25 protein-coding genes and 1 pseudogene are annotated in these 22,866 nt (G+C 44.0%); 12 read left to right on the top strand and 14 right to left on the bottom strand.

Features of this window, described 5'->3' with window-relative positions; translation table 11 throughout:
• Positions 1 to 20 precede the first annotated feature (20 nt).
• Both ydfI and G4O42_RS02905 read right to left on the bottom strand, forming a co-directional pair.
• Complete coding sequence (ydfI, locus tag G4O42_RS02910; RefSeq protein WP_032873088.1) at positions 21 to 656, bottom strand: two-component system response regulator YdfI; 636 nt, start codon at positions 654 to 656, stop codon at positions 21 to 23.
• On the bottom strand, positions 649 to 1,866 hold the full coding sequence (locus G4O42_RS02905; protein ID WP_032873086.1) for a sensor histidine kinase: 1,218 nt from the start codon (positions 1,864 to 1,866) through the stop codon (positions 649 to 651). The genes ydfI and G4O42_RS02905 overlap by 8 nt, the downstream gene beginning before the upstream one ends.
• A gap of 412 nt (positions 1,867 to 2,278) precedes the next feature.
• Here G4O42_RS02905 and G4O42_RS02900 point away from each other — a divergent pair, with 412 nt between their 5' ends.
• Genes G4O42_RS02900 through G4O42_RS02880 form a run of 5 tightly spaced genes read left to right on the top strand, consistent with a single transcriptional unit; the run spans position 2,279 to position 4,596 of the window.
• Positions 2,279 to 2,524 (top strand): hypothetical protein, encoded by a 246-nt coding sequence (locus tag G4O42_RS02900; protein ID WP_032873084.1) that lies wholly within the window; start codon positions 2,279 to 2,281, stop codon positions 2,522 to 2,524.
• A 17-nt stretch (positions 2,525 to 2,541) separates the two neighbouring features.
• Positions 2,542 to 2,910 (top strand): spore coat protein, encoded by a 369-nt coding sequence (locus G4O42_RS02895; RefSeq protein ID WP_032873082.1) that lies wholly within the window; start codon positions 2,542 to 2,544, stop codon positions 2,908 to 2,910.
• A gap of 18 nt (positions 2,911 to 2,928) precedes the next feature.
• Positions 2,929 to 4,065: a zinc-dependent alcohol dehydrogenase gene (locus tag G4O42_RS02890; protein ID WP_014417028.1), complete on the top strand. Its 1,137-nt coding sequence runs from the start codon at positions 2,929 to 2,931 to the stop codon at positions 4,063 to 4,065.
• An 18-nt stretch (positions 4,066 to 4,083) separates the two neighbouring features.
• On the top strand, positions 4,084 to 4,281 hold the full coding sequence (locus tag G4O42_RS02885) for a hypothetical protein (RefSeq protein WP_029974162.1): 198 nt from the start codon (positions 4,084 to 4,086) through the stop codon (positions 4,279 to 4,281).
• A gap of 15 nt (positions 4,282 to 4,296) precedes the next feature.
• The gene (locus tag G4O42_RS02880) at positions 4,297 to 4,596 is read left to right on the top strand and encodes a spore coat protein (protein WP_014417026.1); all 300 of its coding nucleotides are present in this window, start codon (positions 4,297 to 4,299) and stop codon (positions 4,594 to 4,596) included.
• A 65-nt stretch (positions 4,597 to 4,661) separates the two neighbouring features.
• On the opposite strand, the gene pdxR (G4O42_RS02875) is transcribed toward G4O42_RS02880, so the two are convergent.
• Positions 4,662 to 6,050, bottom strand: a complete 1,389-nt coding sequence (gene pdxR / locus G4O42_RS02875; RefSeq protein ID WP_032873080.1) for a MocR-like pyridoxine biosynthesis transcription factor PdxR — start codon at positions 6,048 to 6,050, stop codon at positions 4,662 to 4,664.
• 128 nt (positions 6,051 to 6,178) lie between these two features.
• On the opposite strand from pdxR (G4O42_RS02875), the gene G4O42_RS02870 reads away from it, so the two are divergent.
• On the top strand, positions 6,179 to 7,063 hold the full coding sequence (locus tag G4O42_RS02870) for a DMT family transporter (protein ID WP_032873078.1): 885 nt from the start codon (positions 6,179 to 6,181) through the stop codon (positions 7,061 to 7,063).
• Between the two features lie 77 nt (positions 7,064 to 7,140).
• Here G4O42_RS02870 and G4O42_RS02865 read toward each other — a convergent pair whose 3' ends face one another.
• Positions 7,141 to 7,719 carry a TetR/AcrR family transcriptional regulator gene (locus G4O42_RS02865; RefSeq protein WP_007409331.1) on the bottom strand — a complete coding sequence of 193 codons (579 nt, stop codon included), beginning with the start codon at positions 7,717 to 7,719 and terminating at the stop codon, positions 7,141 to 7,143.
• A 258-nt stretch (positions 7,720 to 7,977) separates the two neighbouring features.
• Here G4O42_RS02865 and G4O42_RS02860 point away from each other — a divergent pair, with 258 nt between their 5' ends.
• Both G4O42_RS02860 and G4O42_RS20145 read left to right on the top strand, forming a co-directional pair.
• Positions 7,978 to 9,168 carry an MFS transporter gene (locus G4O42_RS02860; RefSeq protein WP_032873076.1) on the top strand — a complete coding sequence of 397 codons (1,191 nt, stop codon included), beginning with the start codon at positions 7,978 to 7,980 and terminating at the stop codon, positions 9,166 to 9,168.
• A gap of 214 nt (positions 9,169 to 9,382) precedes the next feature.
• The gene (locus G4O42_RS20145) at positions 9,383 to 9,745 is read left to right on the top strand and encodes a hypothetical protein (RefSeq protein ID WP_032873073.1); all 363 of its coding nucleotides are present in this window, start codon (positions 9,383 to 9,385) and stop codon (positions 9,743 to 9,745) included.
• 47 nt (positions 9,746 to 9,792) lie between these two features.
• On the opposite strand, the gene G4O42_RS02850 is transcribed toward G4O42_RS20145, so the two are convergent.
• On the bottom strand, positions 9,793 to 10,413 hold the full coding sequence (locus tag G4O42_RS02850) for an FMN-binding negative transcriptional regulator (RefSeq protein ID WP_007609692.1): 621 nt from the start codon (positions 10,411 to 10,413) through the stop codon (positions 9,793 to 9,795).
• 118 nt (positions 10,414 to 10,531) lie between these two features.
• On the opposite strand from G4O42_RS02850, the gene pdxR (G4O42_RS02845) reads away from it, so the two are divergent.
• The gene (gene pdxR / locus G4O42_RS02845; RefSeq protein WP_032873071.1) at positions 10,532 to 11,914 is read left to right on the top strand and encodes a MocR-like pyridoxine biosynthesis transcription factor PdxR; all 1,383 of its coding nucleotides are present in this window, start codon (positions 10,532 to 10,534) and stop codon (positions 11,912 to 11,914) included.
• A 30-nt stretch (positions 11,915 to 11,944) separates the two neighbouring features.
• Here the strand turns inward: pdxR (G4O42_RS02845) and G4O42_RS02840 are convergent, their stop codons facing one another.
• The gene (locus G4O42_RS02840; RefSeq protein ID WP_032873069.1) at positions 11,945 to 13,234 is read right to left on the bottom strand and encodes a Na+/H+ antiporter NhaC family protein; all 1,290 of its coding nucleotides are present in this window, start codon (positions 13,232 to 13,234) and stop codon (positions 11,945 to 11,947) included.
• Positions 13,235 to 13,458: 224 nt separating this feature from the next.
• On the bottom strand, positions 13,459 to 13,863 hold the full coding sequence (locus G4O42_RS02835) for a MerR family transcriptional regulator (RefSeq protein WP_032873067.1): 405 nt from the start codon (positions 13,861 to 13,863) through the stop codon (positions 13,459 to 13,461).
• Between the two features lie 159 nt (positions 13,864 to 14,022).
• On the opposite strand from G4O42_RS02835, the gene G4O42_RS02830 reads away from it, so the two are divergent.
• A complete protein-coding gene (locus G4O42_RS02830) occupies positions 14,023 to 15,072 on the top strand; it encodes an NAD(P)-dependent alcohol dehydrogenase (RefSeq protein ID WP_032873065.1) in 1,050 nt (349 codons plus the stop codon).
• A gap of 58 nt (positions 15,073 to 15,130) precedes the next feature.
• On the opposite strand, the gene G4O42_RS02825 is transcribed toward G4O42_RS02830, so the two are convergent.
• The 5 genes and pseudogenes from G4O42_RS02825 to G4O42_RS19880 all read right to left on the bottom strand — a co-directional run bounded on the left by G4O42_RS02825 (position 15,131) and on the right by G4O42_RS19880 (position 19,042).
• Entirely contained in the window at positions 15,131 to 16,093 is a 963-nt protein-coding gene (locus G4O42_RS02825) for an arsenic resistance protein (RefSeq protein ID WP_032873063.1), read from the bottom strand.
• 114 nt (positions 16,094 to 16,207) lie between these two features.
• The gene (locus G4O42_RS02820) at positions 16,208 to 16,591 is read right to left on the bottom strand and encodes a hypothetical protein (protein ID WP_032873060.1); all 384 of its coding nucleotides are present in this window, start codon (positions 16,589 to 16,591) and stop codon (positions 16,208 to 16,210) included.
• Positions 16,592 to 16,701: 110 nt separating this feature from the next.
• Positions 16,702 to 17,751: a Cfr family 23S rRNA (adenine(2503)-C(8))-methyltransferase gene (locus G4O42_RS02815; RefSeq protein WP_032873058.1), complete on the bottom strand. Its 1,050-nt coding sequence runs from the start codon at positions 17,749 to 17,751 to the stop codon at positions 16,702 to 16,704.
• 155 nt (positions 17,752 to 17,906) lie between these two features.
• Complete coding sequence (locus tag G4O42_RS02810) at positions 17,907 to 18,104, bottom strand: hypothetical protein (RefSeq protein ID WP_108017287.1); 198 nt, start codon at positions 18,102 to 18,104, stop codon at positions 17,907 to 17,909.
• A gap of 143 nt (positions 18,105 to 18,247) precedes the next feature.
• Positions 18,248 to 19,042, bottom strand: a pseudogene (locus G4O42_RS19880) (dihydrodipicolinate synthase family protein).
• 247 nt (positions 19,043 to 19,289) lie between these two features.
• Here G4O42_RS19880 and G4O42_RS02795 point away from each other — a divergent pair.
• The gene (locus G4O42_RS02795) at positions 19,290 to 19,784 is read left to right on the top strand and encodes a DinB family protein (protein ID WP_370465914.1); all 495 of its coding nucleotides are present in this window, start codon (positions 19,290 to 19,292) and stop codon (positions 19,782 to 19,784) included.
• Positions 19,785 to 20,042: 258 nt separating this feature from the next.
• Here G4O42_RS02795 and G4O42_RS02790 read toward each other — a convergent pair whose 3' ends face one another.
• The gene (locus tag G4O42_RS02790) at positions 20,043 to 20,576 is read right to left on the bottom strand and encodes a cupin domain-containing protein (RefSeq protein ID WP_032873054.1); all 534 of its coding nucleotides are present in this window, start codon (positions 20,574 to 20,576) and stop codon (positions 20,043 to 20,045) included.
• Positions 20,577 to 20,980: 404 nt separating this feature from the next.
• Here G4O42_RS02790 and G4O42_RS02785 point away from each other — a divergent pair, with 404 nt between their 5' ends.
• Positions 20,981 to 21,682 carry a hypothetical protein gene (locus tag G4O42_RS02785; protein WP_223204431.1) on the top strand — a complete coding sequence of 234 codons (702 nt, stop codon included), beginning with the start codon at positions 20,981 to 20,983 and terminating at the stop codon, positions 21,680 to 21,682.
• 98 nt (positions 21,683 to 21,780) lie between these two features.
• On the opposite strand, the gene G4O42_RS02780 is transcribed toward G4O42_RS02785, so the two are convergent.
• Complete coding sequence (locus tag G4O42_RS02780; protein WP_032873051.1) at positions 21,781 to 22,818, bottom strand: flavin-containing monooxygenase; 1,038 nt, start codon at positions 22,816 to 22,818, stop codon at positions 21,781 to 21,783.
• Positions 22,819 to 22,866 lie beyond the last annotated feature (48 nt).

Here is a 22,866-nt window from a genome sequence, read left to right as displayed (position 1 = left end):
TACGTTTGGGCAGTTTTTCATTATATATTCAGTTTCAGAATGCCTTTTTGCATGGCAATGGTGACGGCTTCCGTCCGCGAATCAGCGCCTAATTTGTTATAAATCGATGTTAATCTCGCTTTTACCGTCCGCTCTGAGATTCCTAAATCGAAGGCGATCGCTTTGCTTTTATGTCCTTTCGCAACGGCTTCTAGAACTATGATTTCCTTTTCCGTCAGCTGTGTTTCATTGGCATTTGCCCGTTCCATTTTCATTTCCCGGAAACGGCGCAAGATGTCCGGCTGCAGAAGCACTTCTCCCCTGACCGCCGCATCCATCGTATGAAATAAGGTTTCTGAGCTTGTGTCTTTCAGCAGATAACCGTTTGCGCCTGATTCGATGCCTTCTATCATCAGATGATCTTCATTATAGGTCGTCAGAATAATGATCGGCACATCAGAATGCTCTTTTATCTGTTTAATGGCTTCCAGCCCGCTCATTTCCGGCATGTACAGATCCATGAGAATGACATCGGGCTTTAGTTCCTCTGCGAGGCGGACGGCGGTTTTCCCGTTTTCCGCCTCTCCCGTTATGGTGTAATGTTCATTTGTTTCTATCAAAAGCTTCAGACCTTCTCTGACGACAAGATGGTCATCTGCTATTAACACTTTATACATGTTCTGCCTCTCCTTGAATTGGTATGATGATCTCAATTTGAGTCCCCGCTGATCTGGCGCTTGTTATACGGAAAATGCCGTTCATCATATTGACGCGTTCTTGTATCCCAAGCAGCCCGTAATGTCCGCTTTTTCTCATTTCTGTTCCGGCATCAAAGCCTTTCCCGTCATCTTTGACGGTTATGCGGACCTGTCCCTCTTCTTCCTGAACGGATACCCAGACATTCTTTGCTTCTGCATGCTTGGCGGCGTTTGTCAGGCCTTCTCCGATCATGTAATGGCAATTCTCCGCCGTATGAACGTCAAGCACATGATGCACGCTGTACTCTAAAAAACAAGACAGCCCGGAGGCTTCTGTAAAATGGTTGATTTGTTCAGTGATGCTTTCTTTTAAGAACCCGATCTCTTCTGATTTGCTGCGAAGGTTGTCAATGGCCGAGCGCGCATCAGCCAATGTGCCCTTCACTCTGTCCATTGACTGGCTGATGATGTCTTTCGCTCTGTCAGTGTTATCTTTCGAAAGATGAACTTGCACCGCTTCAAGCTGCATATGCAAGCTGACCAGCCCTTGTGCAAGCGTATCGTGCAAGTCTCTCGCCATCCGCTGCCTTTCGTTTTGAAGCGTCAGCTGTTTCACTTGCCGGTGAGCGAGCTCTAATTTTTCAAGCGTCACCTGTGTTTTTATTTTTTCATCAACTTGCGCGAAAAATGTTGCCGCATACGTGATAATCACGATCATGATGGGAGCGGCGATAACGATGAAACGCAGCAGATGATGCGGATGCTCCTGGTGCAGGGCTGCTATGGACATTAAAATGAAAAGATAGAGTATGAGCAGCGTTTTTCCCTTATCCGCCATTCCGATAATCTGCCCGATTAAAAAGGCATAGAGACCGACGACTACCGCGATATAACCGCCGGCCATCAAGTTAGCCGATGTATATATGATAAATCCCTGTATGATGAAATAAAGAAACGTTTTTTTCTTGACCCAGCGATGGGAATGCCAATGCAGCACGGTAAAAATGACGATCAATATCGTGAATAACAGCAGCAAAAAAACCGTCCAGCTTTCATAAATGTACTGCAAAGAGACTGATGCGGCATATACCATAAAAATAAACGCCAGACCGGGCACCCGAAGCGCAAGCATATGCAATGAGCGTCTGTCACGGGAGACATAGTCTTCTTGATGTTTTGTACCAAACAATCTCTGTTCACTTCCTTTTAGCCGACCGGCCTCACGAGGTTTTATTCTATTTGTCATCATACCATAAGTGCCTGCTTCTCACCTTCCCCTTCTGTTCCTGCATGACGGGTGAAAGAAAAAACAGCCTGCGGGATTGTGCGCAAGCTGCTTTTGTTCATATCTTTTTTATGACCTTTTCCGGGTTTCAGCGGTCTCGTCTCCCGCGCGGCAAAACCGCCCGCGCATCAGAAAAACGTTCATGACACCAACAGCCATTCCATGTGAACAAGAGGAAGCGATTGTGCTTCCTCCTTTTTTGATGCACCGTCAGGCTTTTTCTCCGCTTTTCTGATAAACAAAATTTGTAAGACTAGACCTCTTTTCTCAGGGGAAATTAACTACGTATTTCTACAAAGGGAGGTTTCAGACGATTATGGATAAGCGTGAATTAGCGGCTCACGAGTCGTTGGACTTACATGAAATCATTAACTTCAAGACGCTTTGTGTCGCGAAATCCAAGCTCATGCAAGGGCTTGTGTTTGATCAGGATCTGAAAACGTTAATGGAGAAAGATGTTCAGCAAGCCTCGCAAGACCTGGCTGATCTGCAGGCGGTTTATGAACGGGCATCTTTTCAGGCTCCTGTTCCTCAAAACCGGCCGACTTCGATCATCAATTGAAAGGAAGGTAAGCATCGTTGAATCATGACCATTTAGATCCAATCAATTCATTACACGTCCCTGAACTCGCAGATATGACATTCGCAATGGATTTTCTTTTACGGGCAAAAGAAGGCGTCAGAAATACCGCCGTCGCTTTAACAGAAACCGCTTCACCTGATGTAAGAGCTTTGCTGCGCAAACAGCTCATGCAGGGAATCGCGATGCATCAGGAGATAACAGACTTGATGGTCAGCAAAAAGTGGTTTCACCCGCATGATCTGAGCGAACAGTATAAATTGGATCAGCTCTCTGCGAAAAATACCCTCATGGTCGGAAGCATGAACCTGTTTCCCGTTGAAACAAACAGAAAAGGGATGTTTGACCGCACACCTGATGAACACTAACACTGGAGGTATTACAGCATGAAGGCCGTAACGTATCAAGGAGTGAAAAACGTCGTTGTCAAAGACGTGCCTGATCCGAAGATTGAAAAACACGATGACATGATTATAAAAGTCACAAGTACGGCAATTTGCGGATCAGATTTACATTTAATCCACGGACTCATCCCGAATTTGCAGGAAGACTACATCATCGGCCATGAACCGATGGGCATCGTGGAAGAAACCGGTCCCGGCGTGACGAAAGTCAAAAAAGGCGACCGCGTCATTATTCCTTTTAATATCGCCTGCGGAGAATGCGTTTATTGTAAAAATCACCTGGAAAGCCAATGTGATCAATCAAATGAGAACGGCGATATAGGCGCTTATTTCGGCTATTCAGGAAATGCCGGCGGCTATCCGGGAGGCCAGGCGGAGTATTTGCGCGTTCCATTTGCGAACTTTACTCATTTTAAAGTTCCCGAAACATGCGAAGAACCGGATGAGAAACTGAGTGTTATTTCCGATGCGATGACAACCGGCTTTTGGAGCGTTGACAATGCCGGCGTAAAAGAAGGCGATACAGTTATCGTTCTCGGCTGCGGGCCCGTGGGCCTTTTCGCTCAAAAATTCTGCTGGTTAAAGGGAGCGAAACGCGTAATAGCCGTAGACTATGTCAACTACCGTCTCCAGCATGCGAAACGGACGAATAAAGTGGAAATCGTGAACTTCGAAGACCACGAAAATACGGGCAGCTACCTGAAGGAAATCACCAAAGGCGGCGCTGATGTGGTCATTGACGCCGTCGGCATGGACGGAAAAATGACGGATCTTGAGTTCCTCGCCAGCGGATTAAAACTTCAGGGCGGGGCGATGAGCGCATTGGTCATCGCGTCCCAAGCGGTGCGAAAAGGCGGAACGATCCAGATTACGGGTGTGTACGGCGGCAGATACAACGGGTTTCCCCTTGGCGATATCATGCAGCGAAACGTCAATATCCGATCAGGACAAGCTCCGGTCATCCACTATATGCCGTATATGTTTGAACTGGTGTCAACCGGCAAAATTGATCCGGGCGATGTTGTAAGCCATGTCATTCCGCTTAGTGAAGCGAAGCACGGCTATGAGATGTTTGACACGAAAACAGATGATTGTATTAAAGTTGTACTCAAACCTTAAAGAACGGAGGCTACAGAAATGACCAGCGCCTTACATGAATTACTCGAAATTCAGGAGATGGCTTCTTTTAAGTCACTTTGTCTGACGAAATCTAAAACCATGAAAGCGCTCGTATCCGATCCGCAGCTGAAAGAAATCATGCAGCAGGATGTGGATACATCAACAAGGCAATTGCAGGAATTTGCCTCAATTTTATCTGATGCACAGCATGAATGAGGAGATGAATGACGAATGAATCCGATTATTGAATACTTGACGGGAATGAATGCGCTGACAGACCAAATTGTCGCAATGGATTTATTGAATTCGGCAAAAAGCGGTGTCAGGAACTATGCGATGGCGGCGACGGAAGCCGGAACGCCTGAAGTGAAAGCGATCCTCACCCGGCACTTAGAAGAAGCCCTTGACATGCACGAGCAAATCTCACGCTATATGATGGAAAAAGGCTGGTATCACCCGTGGAACACAAATGAACAAGTCCGGCTCAATTTGCAAAATATTGATACTGCGCTCCGCCTGCCCGTCCTATAAATCGTTTTGCTGCTGAGACAGCACCCCTGACTCAAGCTTCAGTATTTCAAACTGAGAGCTGCCTTTTACAGCACCCAGGCAGCTCTCAGTTTTTTTATGCCTTCTTGTATATCGGTTTCAGAAACCCCCGCGAATCCGAGGGAAACTGTTTTTTCAGGGACCTGTTTTTGATAGGTAAGAGACACGGGATAGATTTTGACGCCTTGTTCCTCCGCCTTTTCAATCAGCTCTTTTTCGCTGAAAGGCAGATGAACGTCAAGTAAAATCCGCAGCCCGGAATTTTCTCCGCGAATCCTGACGTATTGTCCCAGCTCGCGCCGCACGGCCTCTAATAATACCGCTCTTTTTTTCCGGTACAGCTTTCTCATTCTGTTAATATGTTTCTGCCACTCTCCGCTTTTGATAAATTGAGCCAGCGTCAGCTGACTGTGGCAGGAGACGGTCTGTTTATATAAAGAAGCGATTTCCCTGCCTTTTTCGATAAGCGGCAAAGGAAGAATCATATAGCTGATGCGCAGCGAAGGAAGCAGAGATTGGGAAAACGTTCCCATATAAATGACACGGTGATGCTGATCAAGCCCCTGCAATGATGGGATCGGCTGGCCGGTGTATCTGAATTCTCCGTCATAATCATCTTCTATAATGAACGATTGATGTTCCTTCGCCCATTTCAGCAGCTGAATCCTTCTGTTTACCGGCATAATCGTTCCTAACGTAAATTGATGAGAAGGCGTGACATATACAAGACGCGGCCGCTCTTCATTCAGCTTCCGGATACAGACTCCTTCATCATCGACGGGTATCGGAATGATCTTCATGTGATTGGCTTTAAAAATCTCCCTCGCTCTCGGATAACCCGGATCTTCATATCCGATGGATAGATTTGCTTCAAATATTTTGCACAGCATTTGCAAAAGAGCAGGGTTCCCGGCGCCGACTATCACTTGTTCAGGAAGACAATTCACGCCGCGCGACTGATATAAGTACTCTGAAATGAGCGTTCTCAGTTCAAGCTCGCCCAAATCATCCCCGGGCCGATAAAGCTCATGCCCGTATTGATCTAAGCTTGCAACCATGCTTTTGCGCCATGCCGAAAAAGGAAAATGAGCGGCATCCACAGTGCCGTAGTGAAAATCAATCCATTGGCGGTCTTCCTTCGCCTTTGTTTGAACAGGCGAAGCGCCCGGCTTTTTCACATAGACGGCGTCCGAGTCATAATCGGCAAACCATCCGCTTCTCGGCTTACTGACAATATAGCCTTCGGCGGCAAGCTGTTCATAGGCACGCTCCACAGTCGTCTGACTGACGGAAAGCTGACTTGACAAAAGCCTTTTTGAAGGAAGCTTCAGTCCTTTAGGAAGACGGCCCTGATGCATATTTTCCTTAAAATGCCGATAAAGCTGCTGATAAAGCGGAATATCCAGATCTCTATTTAAAAATGGCGTGATATCCATTTTTACTCCCTCCAAACTGGCATTCTTCTTTTTATAAAAACTGGCCATTTGTATAAGGTCAATTTCAGTTTATAGTCATTATAAACTTTGAAAATGGGTTTAGAAATATATATTGGAGTGATTGGAAAATGAATAAAGCTACAAACGGCTGGATTAACGGGTTTATCGGCGTGCTCATTTTCAGCGGCTCGCTTCCCGCGACCCGCTTGGCTGTAGCGGACTTTGATCCGGTATTTCTCACCGTATGCCGCGCCGCGATAGCCGGTATATTGGCAGGCGCTCTGCTCCTCATTTTTCAGGAGAAACGCCCTGCCAAAAGCGACATCATTTCACTAATAACAGTAGCGCTCGGCGTCGTGATCGGTTTCCCGCTGCTTACAGCATTAGCGCTTCAGCATGTCACATCCGCTCATGCCATTGTCTACATCGGGCTTCTTCCGCTTGCGACGGCGATCTTCGGCGTCCTGCGCGGAGGCGAACGGCCCAGGCCGGTCTTTTGGATTTTCTCGGCTGCCGGCAGCATCCTCGTAGCCGGATATGCTCTGCTGCAAGGAGGAGAATCCTCTCCGCTCGGTGATACGTACATGATCGCTTCGATTATCGTGTGCGGTCTCGGTTATGCCGAAGGCGCCCGCCTCTCCCGGCGGCTTGGCAACTGGCAGGTAATCTCTTGGGCACTCGTTTTATCGCTTCCCCTTATGTTCATCCTGTCTTTCTGCTTCATGCCGGACTCATGGTCAAACATCGGCGCGCCCGCACTGCTCAGTCTTGCATATGTCTCAATATTCAGCATGCTGATCGGCTTCGTATTCTGGTATCGCGGACTCGCCCAGGGAGGCATCGCCGCGGTCGGACAGCTGCAGCTTCTGCAGCCTTTCTTCGGACTGTTACTGGCCGCCATGATTCTCCATGAAAAAGCAGGATGGGAACTTGCGGCGGTGAATGCCGGCGTTATCGCTTGCGTGGCGGCCGCCCGGCGGTTCGCAAATCAATCAGAAAAGGCCGAACAATGAACTTGTTCGGCCTTTTGATTATGTTCCGCCCATAGGCAGCAAAAGTCTGCATCTCTTTCACATGATCCGGGTATTTTTCAGGCAGGCTGAACTCCCTTAAACGCACTCATCACCAGATCATGCACATAAGAATCATTCACCTCATCACCTGTAATAAGCAGACGATAGAAAATCGGTCCGTAAATGAGATCGATGCTAACGTCAATATCAAGATTCTCTCTTAATTCACCTTTTTGAATTCCCTTTTCCAGAAGGCCTTTCGCTTGGAGGCGGCGGGGCTTGAAAAATCGCGTGCGATATTCTTCCGCCAATTTTGCATCCAGCTGCCCCGCACCGATTAATTCCTTAATAACGGTTCCTTCCCGGCTCGTCAAAAACCTTGCTAAATTCGTGGCGTGGGTCAATATATCTTGCACTGTTGATCCTGTATCGGGCACAGGCAGTCTGTCCGTAGCGGTCGAAAGAAAGCTGTCCATGATAACGGCAGCCTTGTTTGACCACCATTTATAAATCGTTGCCTTACTCACTTTGGCACGCTCAGCAATTTTATCGACTGTCACCGCGTCAAAGCCATTTTCCAACAATAGGTCATACGCTGCAGAAAGAATTGCCTTATGTGTTCCTTCATCGCGCGGCCGCCCTCGTTTACTCTGCACATGAATCATTCCTTCCCGAATTATAAACGATACGTTCAGTATACTTAACCTGTATAAAAAAAGAAAACAGAAACCCATTTACAAAACTGAACGTTTAGTATATCATTTGCTTATAATAAAACTAAACGTTTAGTTTACAAAATAACTTGAGGGAAATCTTGATGAAACACAGACTCCAAAAGCCTCTGCGTAAAGGAGATGAATCAGCAAATCATTTATCAAGCATCATAAAAACCACTTAAAAAGGAGTTCATTCATATGGCTAAAGAAAACAAACAAACAGCAGATCAGGGAATTTCACCTGGTTTAACCCTTCTTCTCGCAACGGCATGCGGTATCATTGTCGCTAATCTTTATTATGCACAGCCCTTGGCAGGATTCATTAGTGCGGCAATCGGGCTTTCTCCAAGCAGCGCCGGATTAATTGTCACGCTGACTCAAATCGGATACGTTGCCGGCTTACTGTTTCTCGTCCCTTTGGGAGACATTATCGAAAACAAAAAACTTGTCGTTGTATCGCTCCTTCTAAGCGCAGCCGCTTTGACACTGACAGCATTTGTGAAGCATGGAACACTGTTTTTAGCTGCTGCGTTTTTCATCGGACTGGGATCAATCGCGGCCCAAGTGCTAGTTCCGTTCGCATCATACCTTGCACCAGATGCCGCACGCGGCCGGGTTGTCGGCAATGTGATGAGCGGCCTGCTGCTCGGTATTATGCTTTCCCGTCCGATATCCAGCCTGGTCGCTGATATATGGGGGTGGAATGCCATATTTGCTTTATCCGCCGCGTTAAGTGTTGTCCTGGCAATCATCTTATCAAAAGTGCTTCCTGCCAGAAAACCAACAGCAAACACAAGCTACACCGTCTTACTCGGTTCAATGTGGAAGCTGCTGCGCACGACTCCGGTCTTACGCCGCCGTGCCATTTATCATGCGTTTGTATTTGGAGCTTTCAGCTTATTCTGGACGACTGTGCCTTTATTATTGTCCGGTCCTGCTTTTCATTTTTCTCAAAAGGCAATCGCGCTGTATGCATTAGCGGGCATTGCGGGTGCAGCGGCTGCACCGATAGGCGGCCGTCTGGCTGATCGCGGCTTGACCCGGCTTGCCACCGGAATCGCTCTCGGTGTTGTCATCATTTCTTTATTACTCCCGCTCATAATTCAGAGCAGCTCCCCCGTCGGAATAGCAGTTCTGGTGGCCGCAGCTATCCTGTTGGATATGGGGGTATCTGCCAATCTCGTACTCAGTCAGCGTGCCATTTTTTCGTTGGCACCTGAATTTCGCAGCCGATTAAACGGATTATTTATGGCAATCTTCTTTCTGGGCGGTGCTATAGGATCATCAATCGGAGGATGGGCATACGCCTCAGGCGGGTGGAGTATCACATTATGGATTGGAATCGCTTTTCCGGTCATAGCATTGCTTTATTTCACCACGGAGAAATAAGCCTTTCCCCAAAAATAAGCCGTCAGGACCAAGCTGACAGCTTTTTTTGGTGTATTCTTCTTTACATCCATCCGAACAAAAAATCCGGATTCATGAAAAGATAATATTGATTCTTTACGCCCCGCTCATATAGCCGGACTTCCAATTCTTTCAGCAGCGGTAAAACCATGTCATAATATGTTAAGAAATAATTGCGCCATAGGCAGGTGAACACATGAAGAAGTATTTATATAAACACCTTTTGTTAGCTTTCGTTTCGTCCGTTTGCTTTTTATTAGTCTTTTACGTGAGTTTAAAAATGACACAAGAGGACACACCGCCGTTGTCTTCTTACCCGTTTTACCTTTTTATTTATCTGTACATAGCAGCCGGATATTTGACGGTCGGCCTTGTTTTAGCTTGTATGACTGATATCTTGAAGAACCGCTGGACATTCAATAAACCGTCTACCATTCTATTGAAACTTATCGTTTACTTACTCATACCATATGCTATTTTTCATTCTTTCTTCATTTTAATGGCGCCGTTGATTTATGTGCTGTTTGAGTCGTTATTCATCCTGAGAAAAGCTTCATAACCTGAAAAAACATACCGCATGCTGCCGGTATGTTTTTAATATGCTTGTCAGTTGTTCGCAGTGATCCGTTTGATGTTTTCTTCCATCAAGCCGGAAATGAGCTGTTCGTTTGTATGAGGAATCTGTTTGAGCTGTTGTACGACCAGCCCTTGTCTTGCAGCTGAATGATTTTGACTCAGCTTTGCTTTCCCCTCTATTTTGCTGACTTTGATTTTAAAGCCTTTTACCCCTTTGTTCATGCCTGCCAGCAATTTCGCATCGACATCCTCTAATTTGTACGGGCTATCGGGGCTTTCGTATTTCAATACGAGATCACTCATCGACTGCACGGTTTCTTCCTCATCCAAAAGCTCCGCCTCTCCGTAAACATGAACCGCCACATAATTCCAAGTGGGTACAGCCTGATTCGTCTCATACCATTTAGGCGAGATATAACAATGAGGCCCTTGAAAAACGGCTAACACGTTTTGGCCATCAATCTCTTTCCATTGGGGGTTCGGCAATGCAAAATGACCGTATAAGCATTCGTTATTCTTACTCATCATCAATGGCAGGTGGGTCGCATACGGCATGCCTTCCGCTGTTGAAAACAATGCTGCGAAACCATACTCTTTGATTACATCGCACGCTTCAGCTTCACTCAGCTGAAATGGAGCGGGAATATACATACAAAACTCTCCTCTCTGAACATGGATTGATAAAGCGCTTTCCGCTATAATAAGATATCAACTGACATTTAAAAAGGTACAGTTTTGAATAAATATACATGTCAGAGGAGAACATCTGATGAAAAATATGATTTTCGCTTTCGGAAGCGACACCCCGAAATACAAACAAATTTACGAGCAATTTAAAACATTGATTGAGCAGGGAAATATTCAGGCAGATGAGCGGCTGCCTTCGATTCGGGAACTGGCAGATTCCCTGCGGGTAAGCCGTAATACAACGCTGATGGCTTATGATCTTCTTTTAGCGGAGGGATACATTCGCGGAGAAACACGCAAAGGTTATTTTGTAAATGAAGTAGAACCTTCTATATTTCAAAAAGAAAACGATGTTGTTTACGCTGAAAAATCCGAATCAACTCAGCCGGTTCTGATTGATTTTCGCGCCGGAGCCGTCGATCAAAAGCATTTTCCTCTGAAAACATGGAGAAAATTATACAATCAAGTTTTGACATCAGAGAAAAGCTTCCTGTACGGTGAACCGTTCGGCGAGAGAGACCTGCGTGAACAAATTGCCGCTTATCTCTTGGAATCCCGCGGAGTGAAAACAGATGCGGATTCCATTATCATCGGCAGCAGCACCCAGCAGTTGCTGATATATCTCAGCCGGATTCTGAAAGAGGATTTTTCGGGAATGATCGTTGAAGACCCCGGATTTGACGGTGCCAGAGCGGCATTTCAATTTCACGGGCTTTCTCTGGAAACGATGCCTGTCTATGAAAACGGAGCTGATTTTTCTCAATTACATGCAATGAAAGAAAAATTAATCTATGTGACCCCCTCCCATCACAGCCCTTACGGCGTAAGCATGTCCATTCAGCAGCGCCAAACTCTGATCAATTGGGTGAATCATAGAGAGGGTTATATTCTTGAGGATGATTATGACAGTGAATTCCGTTACACACAGCAGCCGTTTCCCGCTCTTGCTTCCATTCAATCAGACCGGGTGATTTATTTAGGGAATTTCTCAAAATCCTTTCTTCCGGGCATCCGCATAAGCTATATGGTTTTGCCGCAGCGCCTTTTGCACCGGTATAAAAAACGGTTTATTCATTTCGAAAGCACCGCTTCTTCGCTTAACCAGCTGACCATGGCTGAATTGATGAAGGCCGGTGAATGGACCCGCCATATTAAGCGCATGCGCATTGTTTACAGGCGAAAAATGCAGCACTTGATTTCACATGTAAAGCAGCAGTTCGGCGATCATGTGACGATCATCGGCGAGCAGTCGGGATTGTATATATTGGTGAGAGTTCACCTGAATTATACAGAAGAAACATTAATCGAACGCGCTTTTCAGTACGGAGTGAAGGTATATCCTACCGCCGTTTATTTCGTTGCCGAAAAACCCGAACCGCCGATCATAAAGCTAGGTTTCGCCCATCTCGATACGGATCAGATCACACAGGGCGTACAGCTTTTGAGAAATGCTTGGCTGTCATGAAAGAAAAAAGGCGCCGAACGGCGCCTTTTGTTATCTATTATTTCTTGTGAATTTCGGCAGTCCAAATATGATGGCGGCGATGCCGCAGATTCCGATTAAAACGGGATAGAAAGAGTATGGCAGGATGCTGACGGGTGAAATATTCCCGAATTTCCCGGCTGATAACAGCTGCGCGCCGTAAGGAATCAATCCTTGAATCATGCAAGAAAAGATATCCAGAATACTTGCCGATTTTCTGTTGTCGATGTTGAATTTATCAGCGATATTCTTTGCAATCGGCCCGGCTGCGATAATCGAGATCGTATTATTGGCCGCAGCCAGATTCGTCACGCTGACCAGTCCGGCAATGCCGGCCTCGGCGCCTTTTTTCGAACGGATTCGTTTCGTGATGAACTCCAGTAAAAAGTCGATCCCGCCGTTTTGTTTCATCACGCCGACCATCCCGCCGATCAGCATGGACAGGATGATCAGATCGCTCATTCCGGCAATTCCATCCGTAATCGCCTTAAAATAAGAGTCAAGCGTCAGGCTCCCGCCCGCTAATCCGATGATTCCCGTCAAAACCAATCCGCCGAATATGACAGCCATCACATTAATACCTATTAACGCAAAAACTAGCACGGCGACATAAGGAAGCACCTTAATCCAGTTGTAAGATTCAGCACCCGTATGGCCGGCGTGGCCTGCCGGAATAAAAAATAAGATAATAACAGTCACAATGGCAGCAGGCAAAACAATCAGAAAGTTTGTTTTGAATTTATCCATCATTTGTGTTTTTTGCGTCCGGACTGACGCGATGGTCGTATCGGAAATAAAAGAAAGATTATCTCCGAACATAGCTCCGCCGACCACAGCCGCCATCGTAATCGCGCCGGAGATGCCAAGCTCTCCGCTCAAGCCCGCGCTGATCGGCGCAACCGCCGCAATCGTGCCCATTGATGTTCCCATCGATATAGAAATAAAACAAGCAATGATAAACAGCCCCGGCAGCAAAAACTGCTGCGGAATAACGCTCAAAGCAAGATTGACAGTTGAATGCACCGCCCCCATCGCTTCAGCCGCTGAAGCAAAGGCACCTGCCAATATAAAAATCATAACCATAATGATAATATCAGGATGTCCCGCACCGGAAGCGAACCATTCTATTTTTTGATTGAGCGATTTCTTCCGGTTAAATAACAGCGCAAAAGCTGACGCAATGATCGCGGCAATCAAGATCGGCAATTTATAAAAATCTCCGGTCACCAGACCAGAGCCGACAAAAAGCCCTACGAATAAGACTAAAGGCAATAACGCCCAAGGGTTCTTTTTATTGTTCATCTGGGTAAACCACCTCTTTTCAGCATTAAAGTCGCTAATCACAGTCTAAGCAACATTTCACACTTTAAAAGTCTGCAGTAAAAAAGTCAAGCTGAAAAAAGGATAAGTAATGATTGATAAGATAGAAAAAGCTGTTTTGTTTCCTCTCTTTAGAAAATAAAAAAAACCAAGGCTCGTTTCCCTTGGTACATTTCATGCGGCCCGGCGTCCGGGACACCTTCTCTTCATTCAGAAATACATTCAGCTTTCAATCTGTTTTTAAGTTTCGCTTCATTTTCAAGGATATCTTCGTAATCCTCAATCTTCCTGTTTAATCGTTTTATGGTTTCATCAATTTCCCTCTGTTTCTCCGTCAGCCTTTTCCTTTCATTTATCAGGATGTTTTTTCGGGGTTCGATCGTATGATCGGCTCCTTCAATAAATAAAGCGGTATATTCAATCAGCGCCTCAATCGACAGCCCGGCACTTCTCATGCATTTTATAAATTGAATCCAATTCACATCATCTTCGTCATAAACGCGGATGCCGCTTTCATCGCGTTTTACCGGAGGAATCAGTCCTATACTTTCATAATACCTAAGCGTTGCGGCTGATAACTCAACCTGCTTTGCAGCCTGCACAATCTTCATATTCTTACCACCCGTCCTTCATACCTTTCATAAGCGTGCCATTATAGGATATCATTTCATAAAAAAATAAACCAAACTCCTTGACTTAAAGTCCGCTTTAACATTTAAAGTAAAATCGAACAGAGGATTCATCACTTTATCTTGGAAAGGAAGATAACCATGTGTAATAGTCATCCGACTCGTGTATTAAGCGCTCCGCATGCAAAAGCTAAATTTGAGCGGACGATGATTGAGAGAAGAGCATTACGGCCGCACGATATCCTGATTGATATTAAGTACAGCGGGATTTGTCACTCAGACATCCACAGCGCATTCGATGAATGGGGCGGCGGAATCTTTCCGATGGTTCCCGGGCACGAAATTGCCGGAGTTGTGGAAGCCGTGGGTGAAGAAGTCACCACATTTGCCGTCGGCGACCGTGTGGGTGTCGGCTGTTTTGTAGACTCCTGCGGGGAATGTGAATACTGCCTTAACGGAGACGAACAATATTGCACAAAAGGCGTTGTTCAAACTTATAATAACCTGGACTACGACGGAAACCCTACGTACGGCGGCTACAGCCAGAAAATAGTTGTCACTGACAGATTCGTTGTCCGGATTCCGGATCAGCTGGATTTGGATGCTGCCAGCCCGCTATTGTGCGCGGGCATTACCACCTATTCTCCGCTGAAACACTGGAATGCCGGCCCCGGCAAAAAAGTGGCGATTGTCGGAATGGGCGGGCTCGGACATTTAGCCGTTCAATTCGCGCACGCTTTAGGCGCAGAGGTCACCGTCCTCAGCCGCTCAATGAACAAAAAAGACGAAGCGCTTGAATTTGGAGCCGATCATTACTTTGCAACAAGCGATCCGGATACATTTACTGAACTGGGCGGACGTTTTGATCTTATTTTAAATACAGTATCCGCGAACCTTGACGTAGATGCCTACTTATCTCTGCTTCGAATTGACGGTACATTGGTAAATGTGGGAGCGCCAGCTAAGCCGGACTCATACAGTGTGTTCTCCTTAATCACGGGCCGCCGCAGCATTGCGGGTTCACTCGTCGGCGGTATTCCGCAGACTCAGGAGATGCTTGATTTCGCCGCCGAGCACGGCATTGCTCCTAAAATTGAAGTGATACCCGCCAATCAAGTCGACGAAGCGTACGAACGGGTTCTCCGAAGCGATGTCCGCTACCGTTTCGTCATTGATATTTCAACTTTATAATCGATATAAAAAACATACCAATATTTGTTGGTATGTTTTTTCCTGTTCAGATTATTTTTTATTTCAGCAGCCATCCGGGCACCGCTTTTATATAAACCAATTCGCCTATCAGCTCAACAATCGTCTGTGTGACGATAACAGCGACGGCTAATGAGGCCCAAGCATCCGGCAAAGCCAGCGCTAACGGAAGGACTGCGAGAGAATTTCTTGTGCCCGTGCTGAAGATCAATGCTCTTCCTTCGCCTGTATCCAGACGGAACGCATATGCGATAAACCGGGAAACAAACGGCATAATGAGCAGGAATAACAGATAGATTGGGATCACACGTATAATGATGTCAGCATCACTGATGACCTTGCCGATTTGTGTGGCGACGACCGCCAGTAAGACCAGAGCCATAAAAGGAACAGGCAGCCACGCCGTCCACTCTAACATCTTTTCTCCCGCCGGCTTCTTATCAGCCCATAATTGAGTCATCACCGCCGCGAGCAGCGGCACCGCTATTAAACATAAGAATGCTTCCAGAAACGGTTCTGCATGAACAGCTCCTATCACTTCTTTCCCGATAAACAGCCACAGGTATAACGGAAGCAATACCATCTGAAGAGCGAACAAAACCGGCGTGGAAGCCAGTATTAATCTCTCATTTCCTTTGCCGAGCTGAGTAAAGACGATGACGTAATCAATACAAGGTGTAAGTAATACCAAACAAACCCCTAATAATATAGGAGGAGATTGAGGAAAAATGGCGGTTAACACCCATACAACGACAGGTACAGCTAAGAAATTACCGATCAGTAAAGCCGCCATAAACTTGAGGTTTGACATGGCTTCCCTCAGCTTCAAGAATGGGATTTGGGCAAACATGGCATACATGAGAACAGCGATAAGCGGTGATATCGTCCATCCCCAGCGAAGTCCTGAATCTTTCCCGGCGATCCCCGCTATTCCTCCGATCACAAGAGTCACACCATATATCCAAATTTGCTGTTTTTCTAATGTCTCTCTGGTTATTTTCATTGGCTGACACCTCTTCCCCGCCCATTATACCTTCTTTTCTGCCGGAATTAAAAAACACCAAGGGTCTGTGACACTTGGTGTTTTTGGAACGCGTGTTATTGTTGTCAAAACCGCTTATGAAAGTTTACTTATGTTCTCTGTCCTGCCAACGAATAAGGTGGCCGCAACACTGGCTGAACTGACCAAAGTTCCCAGGACGGCAGCAAGAATTGTCAAAAAGCCATTGGGAATCAGAAATCCAATCGGAACGAGCCCCGCAAACGTGAGGACGATAAAACATTGATAGACTCCGGATATGATTCTCACAACCAAACTGCCAAAAAAGGACATGACGAATGGCGGAATGAACAAACATAAGATGATTCCGAGCGAGATCAATAAAATCATAGGCTCGTCAAAGGAAATGACACGATCGCCGGGAGACTCTTCAGCAGCCGCGAATACAGCAAATATAGACATTATCAGCGTAAGAAAAACAAGAAAAAACCTTTTCAGCAACGTTATGACTCCTTTTTTTATAAAAACGGTTATCTTTTTTTAAAATCACGATAACCATTTTACGTTATCAAATGAAATAATATGAAGTCAAACCGAGTTCTGCACCTGATTTATTGGTTCTTATTTTTTTGATAATTTCCATATAATTGTCCGCAAGCAGCATCTATATCAATGCCAAATTGACTTCTGACGGTCACGTTAATTCCTGCTGACTTTAATTTTTTATAGAAGTTTACAACTTGTTTCTCATTTACTTCTTCAAATCTCATAGGTGAACTAACAGTCGGGTTATATCTAATGATGTTTACATGGAACAAGTTCCCTCTCTTATATCTGCTTCTTAAAAGATTTACTACTTCATTCGCATGATCAATAGAATCATTAACTCCCGGCAGCATAATATAAGCAATATAAACTTTTCTTGAGGTCACACGTATATGCTCATCTAATGTGTCCATTACCTCCAATAACGGGAAGCGTTCATTAATCGGCATTAACTTGCTTCGCTGTTCATTAAAAGGAGAATGTAATGAAAACGTCAGGTTGACCTGCGGATAATCCTGTGTGATTTTTTTTATGCCCGGAATAATACCTATGGTCGAAATAGATAACCTGCGAGGGCTTAAAGCAAACAACTCCGGATTTGTAAGCACATGTAAAGCATCAAAAACTTGTACATTCGCTAATGCTTCTCCCATTCCCATAAAAGAAATACTGTCAATTGAATGTCCTTTTAAGTGAAAGTACAAAATTTGGTCAGTCATTTCATCTGACGTTAAATTGCGTTTCAAACCAATATCTCCTGTTGCACAAAATTTACAGCCGAAATGACAGCCGCACTGCGAGGATATACAAAATGACTCCCAACCGGCTTTATATTTCATATTAACCGTTTCTATTTTTTCGTCTCCTGAAATTTCAAATAAGACTTTTGTAACTTGCTCAGAATGCTGCACTTTTAAAGGAGCAATATTTAAAATTGACTCTCCGAACTCCTCTATTAACAATTTTCTCAAGGATTTAGGAAGAACCGTTATTTCATTGAAATGATTTATTCTCCCTTGGAATACAGCATTTTTGATTTGATTCATTCTAAAATCAGGAAATTTTTTTTGCTTCAGGAACTCTTGAATTCTTATATACTTGTTTTTTTGTTGCATGTTTTCTCATCCTTCCATAATACTCTGGTTTGTTTGAGTAAATAGAAGGGAGTGATCATCTAACCTTTTTTTAAAATCAGGCACAAAAAAACACCGACACAATTATCGGTGTTACGCTTAAATAACATCATGCACAAATAAACAAGGACATTATGTCATTGGATTACGTTTATTTGACATAGAGAAAAAGCACCGATAACTGTTTTTGTATGGTGATTTGGCTTAAAAAAGGACAGACTGCTCCCTTTATCCGCCAAGACGTTTCCAATTTTTGCGTTTTTACCATACAAAATTCCATAAATCGTTATCATCGCTTTCACCTCTTTCTTGTCAATATTAGCAATAATCACCATATCATAAGGTTTCCCTTATGTAAAGCTAAACAAATGCTTACGCCCCCGCTAATGACAGTATTATATAACTTGCTTATTAAGCCTAATCCAAGTACAGAAAGCACGCTGATCACATTTTTCACTTATCCGCGACGGAACATTTCTTATATAATGGGTGACCGGCAGCTGCCTGCTTGAATCCCAATCTTCCTATAGTGATTTTTTATATTCATGACAGTATGATGATTTGTCACTTCAGCAATCAGATCGTTTATTCGATCCAGATTAATCGGTTTATTTTCTGATAAGCTGCTGAAGCTTTCTCTGATTTCTTCAGGATAGACATTTCCGGCCATGCTTGACAGGCCGTTACACCCGTTACTCAGCATCTTCGGAAATTCAACGTCTCCTTCCGCAAACAAAATAAAGTGATCAGGGAACTCTGTTTGTTTATGACGCAGAACGTCTCCTCCTTCTTTCAGCCCCCTTATCCCGGGATGCCGGCTTATTAAGTCTTTAAGCGCTTTCTCACTCAGATTAAAACCGGTCCGGCCGGGGGTTATTATAAAGCACAGCCTCTTTAGAGGTATGACTGAGAAGTTCGTCAACGTAATAAACGGCTTGCTGCTGTGTCGGTCTTATATAAGGAGGAAAACCAATCAGTACAGAATCAATATTGGTTTTCTCGATGTGTTTCATCAGTTTGACGGCATCACTGGTTCTTACGGCTGAAACACCGAACATCAGTTCAACATCTTCAAATTTCGCTGATTAACATACTCAATGATCTGAAGACGCTCATCTATGCTGAGTGAATGCTGTTCACCAGTCGTGCCGCATATGAGTAACGAATGGATACCGCTGTTTTTCAAATGTTCGACAATAGCATCAAATCCTTCTAAATATAAACTTTCATCTTCATGAAAAGGCGTAGGGATAGCAACATTAAAATTTCGCATGAGAATGTCCTCCAAGTACATATTCTTGAATATCTGCAGAGTATCATATAACACTGTCTGACATTTAAAAAGGTACAGTTTCAGATAATTCAGCATGTCAGATGTAAAGACCGACACACAAAAAAAAGCAGGCAAAGAGAGCCTGCTTCATAGCTTCGTCTTACAGCGGCCCATTCCCTGGATTACTTGACAAATATGAGTAATAAGGCAAACTGAATATAAAAATTATGCTAATGAGGTAGGGTTAATGATTTTAGATTTAAAAGGTGAAACGCACATGGATCATCTTGTGGGAATGCTGTATTCTGCCGTTAATGAAAATTACAAGCAGGAGATCGATTATAAAGGACCAAATCAAACATACAATAGTGCAGCTCAGCTAATAAGGCACTTAGCATATGTTGATCTCAACTGGATATTCAGAATAAAGGGTGAACCGATACCAAAGCAGCTTGAAGAGAAGTATGGACCAATGTTAGATCAGAACAATAAGATCCCTTTCATTTCCGGTGTTTCATTAAAACAAATTCTCACTGATTATGAAGAAGTATTCAGCATGTTTAAGTCTGTTTGTTATCAGTTAACTGACGATCAGCTGAATCATACAGTAGATTATGAAGCAGAAAAACAAGCAACCATTCAATGGGGAATATGGCATATGGCAGACCATAATAGATATCATCAAGCTCATATTCATCAGCTTCGCAAATGGTTTGAAGAGGAACAGAAACTTCGCAGTTAAGCCGCTTATTAGGAGGAGCAAGGATAAATTTATTACATATTCCCTGCGGATTGTCTATTTTCACTGACTGCCAATCAATTAAAATGGTCAGACAAAAAACCACATTTGCTGTTGAAAAGTTGTGGAATAAAGCATCGCATCAACTGCACTATGACAAGCTGAAACGTTAATATTTTGTGTTTCAGCCATTTCATCATGCTGTCCCAATACCATTTTTTCTATAGTCTTTGCAGCAGCAAAGTCCTCTGGAATCCTATACTAATCTTCCGCAGCCGCTGCATCTGCCTTTGTCACATGAACTGTACCGAACGGATGGTTGGGAGGAGCATAAATTGAATATAGTTTTAACGGCGTATTACCCGTATTAATAACATTGTGCCAAGTGCCGGCAGGGACAACAATGGCATAATCATCATAGACATTTCTTCGGAAACTTAAATTATTTTTACTCTTGCCCATTTTAACTATCCCTCGGCCTTGCTCAATCCGTAAGAATTGATCTACGTGAGGATGGATCTCCAAACCGATATCTTCTCCAATACCAAGACTCATCAAAGTAATTTGAAAATGCTCTCCTGTCCATAGGGCCGTACGGAACGTATTGTTTTGTTTTGCGGCTTTATTGATATTCACAACAAATGGTTTTGGTCCATAATCTTTCAAAAGAAGGTTTCTATCTTCGTATGAAGGATCATAGTTATTTGGAACAGTCCAATAAACAGATCTTCCATCGCTATACATCGGTACATTCGCACAATAATAACATTGATGCGAAAAAGGTATATAATACATTTTTCATCCCCGCAATTTTAAATTTTTGTGATATTATCCTATGCTTTTTGTAATGAGAGTGTGCCACACTAAGATATTCCCTTGTTCAGCCTAAAAGACTTAAGTTAGCAGAAACGTTTTGGCCACAAAATCCGTTTGCATAAAAAATACCAAAGGTCTGCAACTCTTGGTAACACTGTTACAGCCGAGAAACTTGAACCTGCCCGGGGTATGCACTCACCAGTCCGACAACCAGAGATAGTGTGTTTTCTGGCTTGTTATTTGGGCTATTTCGACTTTTGCTTGAAAGAATTAAATTAGTGAGTCTGAACGAGGAGTAAAGGCACGCTCTCCATGTGAATCCATTTAGTTCAAACTGAATATGCGCGAACTAAAATAGTTGCACTGATGGATAATTTAGGCACATGCCCTTATCAAAAACAATCTGGGTGCATATCCTGCTCCTAAAAGTCATTCATAAAGGGAGTTTAGATATGTATTATTATTATCCGTATTATGTATATGATTACAGACAGCAGCCTGATTTAAGTCAGGCAAATCATAAAATGCGAAGCCATTTATCTGCGATTCAACAAATTCCAATACACTCATCCTCCTTTCAACAATCAATGGCTGCAGTAGTGAAACACTTGCAGGCTGTCAGCAGAGCACTCGCTCTGGGATGCGGTATGAGTTCAGAATTCAGATTTCTTCCAGACACTTGGGGATTACGAGAACTTCATATTGTACACGCGAAATACCTTACTCCGTTGAGCTATCACGTTTATTCCGCTTTAGGCGCGGCAGAGCTTCTCGCCTCCGGACAAGGCCGTGCTCCTCATTTTCCTCTTATGGTTGGCTGCATGAATTCAATACTTCGTCTATGGTCAAACTTCCCCGCAGCGATAGCAGACCTGCGAAGAGCAGCCGGTCACCAATACGCGTCATCTGTAGACGAGGCGGAAAATCTCCTAAGACCAATGGTTCCAGCTACACAACAGGCATTATCCATCAGTCAATCTGCAGTGAGTCCGGCTATTTGGCAGGCTTCCTTACGTGCCGCGCAGTTAGCTCGGGAAGTACGTCAGAATGTTGCACAATCAATGAGTCAGGGATCTTCTTATTAATTAAGCCAAAAGATTTTTTCGGCTTTACACAGTCATATAACCGGACTTATTCAACACAAAAAAGAGCAGTAAACCCGTAAGTTACTGCTCTCCTCAGTCTATCCACCGTTCATTTGTTTTACAATGTATTCAGCATCATTTCCTACACCTTGAAGCAGCGCTGAACCTCGCCTATGCTGCCAAGGCAAACCAATAAAATACAATCCTTCCACAGCTGAAACACCCCGGTGATGTATAATTCGGCCTTCCTTATCCAAAACACCTTCTATTTTCATCCAACAAAGCGGATTCTTAAAACCAGTTGCCCAAATGATATTGTTTACTTCTAATGAAGATGAGTCTTTAAAAATGATTTCATTTTGCTTTCCGGCTATGACTCTTTGTTTTAAGATGATCTTCTTCTGTCTTATCGCATGTTTTAATTCATACCCAAATATGGGGTCGCCTTTCTTTTGAATGAACTTGCCTAATATTGATGTATGACTTGCACGTAAAACTCCTAATTTATCAAACCACCAAAAGATGCTTCTTTTTCCAATCCATAAAGGGAAATAAGCCGGTTTATTACTGCAAGCCAAATATGTAACTCTTTCTTTGGATAATTCAACAGCTATCTGAGCCCCGCTATTCCCGCCGCCGACGACCAGTACATTCCCAGGCGCCAGTTGTTTTGAATGTTTATATTGTGAAGAATGTAATTGATGAATATGATCGGCTACATCCCTTGATATTGATGGAATGTTAGGGGTATGAAAAGGACCTGCGGCCATCACAAGATTCTTCGTTTGATATTCTTCCCAGCTTGTTCTTATTAAGAAATCGTTCTTTAATTTTTGGACACTTATTACTTCTGTTCGTAATTGGATCGGGATTTCAAATCTTTCAACATATTTTTTCAAATAAGCAGCAATTTCATTTTTTGAAGGGAGTCCATGCTTGTCTCCTTCAAGCTGCATTCCAGGCAAAGAGCTGTACATTCGAGAAGTAAATAAAACCAACGAGTCATACCGGTTTTTCCAGCTTTCTCCCACTTCATGACTTTTATCCAAAATGATAAACTTTTGTTTCGACTTCTTTAGATAATATCCTACTGAGATTCCTGCCTGACCAGCTCCGATTACTATTGTGTCGTACATATGAATCCCCCCCGCGGTTTTATCTTAATTGTCAGAAGACAAAGTGAG

Origin of the sequence: Bacillus sp. LUNF1, assembly GCF_011008975.1 — a bacterium.
Taxonomy (GTDB): Bacteria; Bacillota; Bacilli; order Bacillales; family Bacillaceae; genus Bacillus; species Bacillus velezensis.
This window is presented reverse-complemented; position numbering and strand designations above follow the sequence as displayed.

Coding starts and splice junctions, on each gene's coding strand:
- G4O42_RS02890 (WP_014417028.1), top strand. CDS start 2,929: ATGAAGGCCGTAACGTATCAAGGAGTGAAAAACGTCGTTGTCAAAGAC.
- G4O42_RS02785 (WP_223204431.1), top strand. CDS start 20,981: ATGCCCTTATCAAAAACAATCTGGGTGCATATCCTGCTCCTAAAAGTC.
- G4O42_RS02790 (WP_032873054.1), bottom strand. CDS start 20,576: ATGTATTATATACCTTTTTCGCATCAATGTTATTATTGTGCGAATGTA.
- G4O42_RS02840 (WP_032873069.1), bottom strand. CDS start 13,234: ATGAACAATAAAAAGAACCCTTGGGCGTTATTGCCTTTAGTCTTATTC.
- G4O42_RS02885 (WP_029974162.1), top strand. CDS start 4,084: ATGACCAGCGCCTTACATGAATTACTCGAAATTCAGGAGATGGCTTCT.
- G4O42_RS02850 (WP_007609692.1), bottom strand. CDS start 10,413: ATGTATATTCCCGCTCCATTTCAGCTGAGTGAAGCTGAAGCGTGCGAT.
- G4O42_RS02870 (WP_032873078.1), top strand. CDS start 6,179: ATGAATAAAGCTACAAACGGCTGGATTAACGGGTTTATCGGCGTGCTC.
- G4O42_RS02780 (WP_032873051.1), bottom strand. CDS start 22,818: ATGTACGACACAATAGTAATCGGAGCTGGTCAGGCAGGAATCTCAGTA.
- pdxR (WP_032873080.1), bottom strand. CDS start 6,050: ATGGATATCACGCCATTTTTAAATAGAGATCTGGATATTCCGCTTTAT.
- pdxR (WP_032873071.1), top strand. CDS start 10,532: ATGAAAAATATGATTTTCGCTTTCGGAAGCGACACCCCGAAATACAAA.
- G4O42_RS02830 (WP_032873065.1), top strand. CDS start 14,023: ATGTGTAATAGTCATCCGACTCGTGTATTAAGCGCTCCGCATGCAAAA.
- G4O42_RS02860 (WP_032873076.1), top strand. CDS start 7,978: ATGGCTAAAGAAAACAAACAAACAGCAGATCAGGGAATTTCACCTGGT.
- G4O42_RS02795 (WP_370465914.1), top strand. CDS start 19,290: ATGATTTTAGATTTAAAAGGTGAAACGCACATGGATCATCTTGTGGGA.
- G4O42_RS02880 (WP_014417026.1), top strand. CDS start 4,297: ATGAATCCGATTATTGAATACTTGACGGGAATGAATGCGCTGACAGAC.
- G4O42_RS20145 (WP_032873073.1), top strand. CDS start 9,383: ATGAAGAAGTATTTATATAAACACCTTTTGTTAGCTTTCGTTTCGTCC.
- G4O42_RS02900 (WP_032873084.1), top strand. CDS start 2,279: ATGGATAAGCGTGAATTAGCGGCTCACGAGTCGTTGGACTTACATGAA.
- G4O42_RS02835 (WP_032873067.1), bottom strand. CDS start 13,863: ATGAAGATTGTGCAGGCTGCAAAGCAGGTTGAGTTATCAGCCGCAACG.
- G4O42_RS02825 (WP_032873063.1), bottom strand. CDS start 16,093: ATGAAAATAACCAGAGAGACATTAGAAAAACAGCAAATTTGGATATAT.
- ydfI (WP_032873088.1), bottom strand. CDS start 656: ATGTATAAAGTGTTAATAGCAGATGACCATCTTGTCGTCAGAGAAGGT.
- G4O42_RS02815 (WP_032873058.1), bottom strand. CDS start 17,751: ATGCAACAAAAAAACAAGTATATAAGAATTCAAGAGTTCCTGAAGCAA.
- G4O42_RS02810 (WP_108017287.1), bottom strand. CDS start 18,104: ATGGTGATTATTGCTAATATTGACAAGAAAGAGGTGAAAGCGATGATA.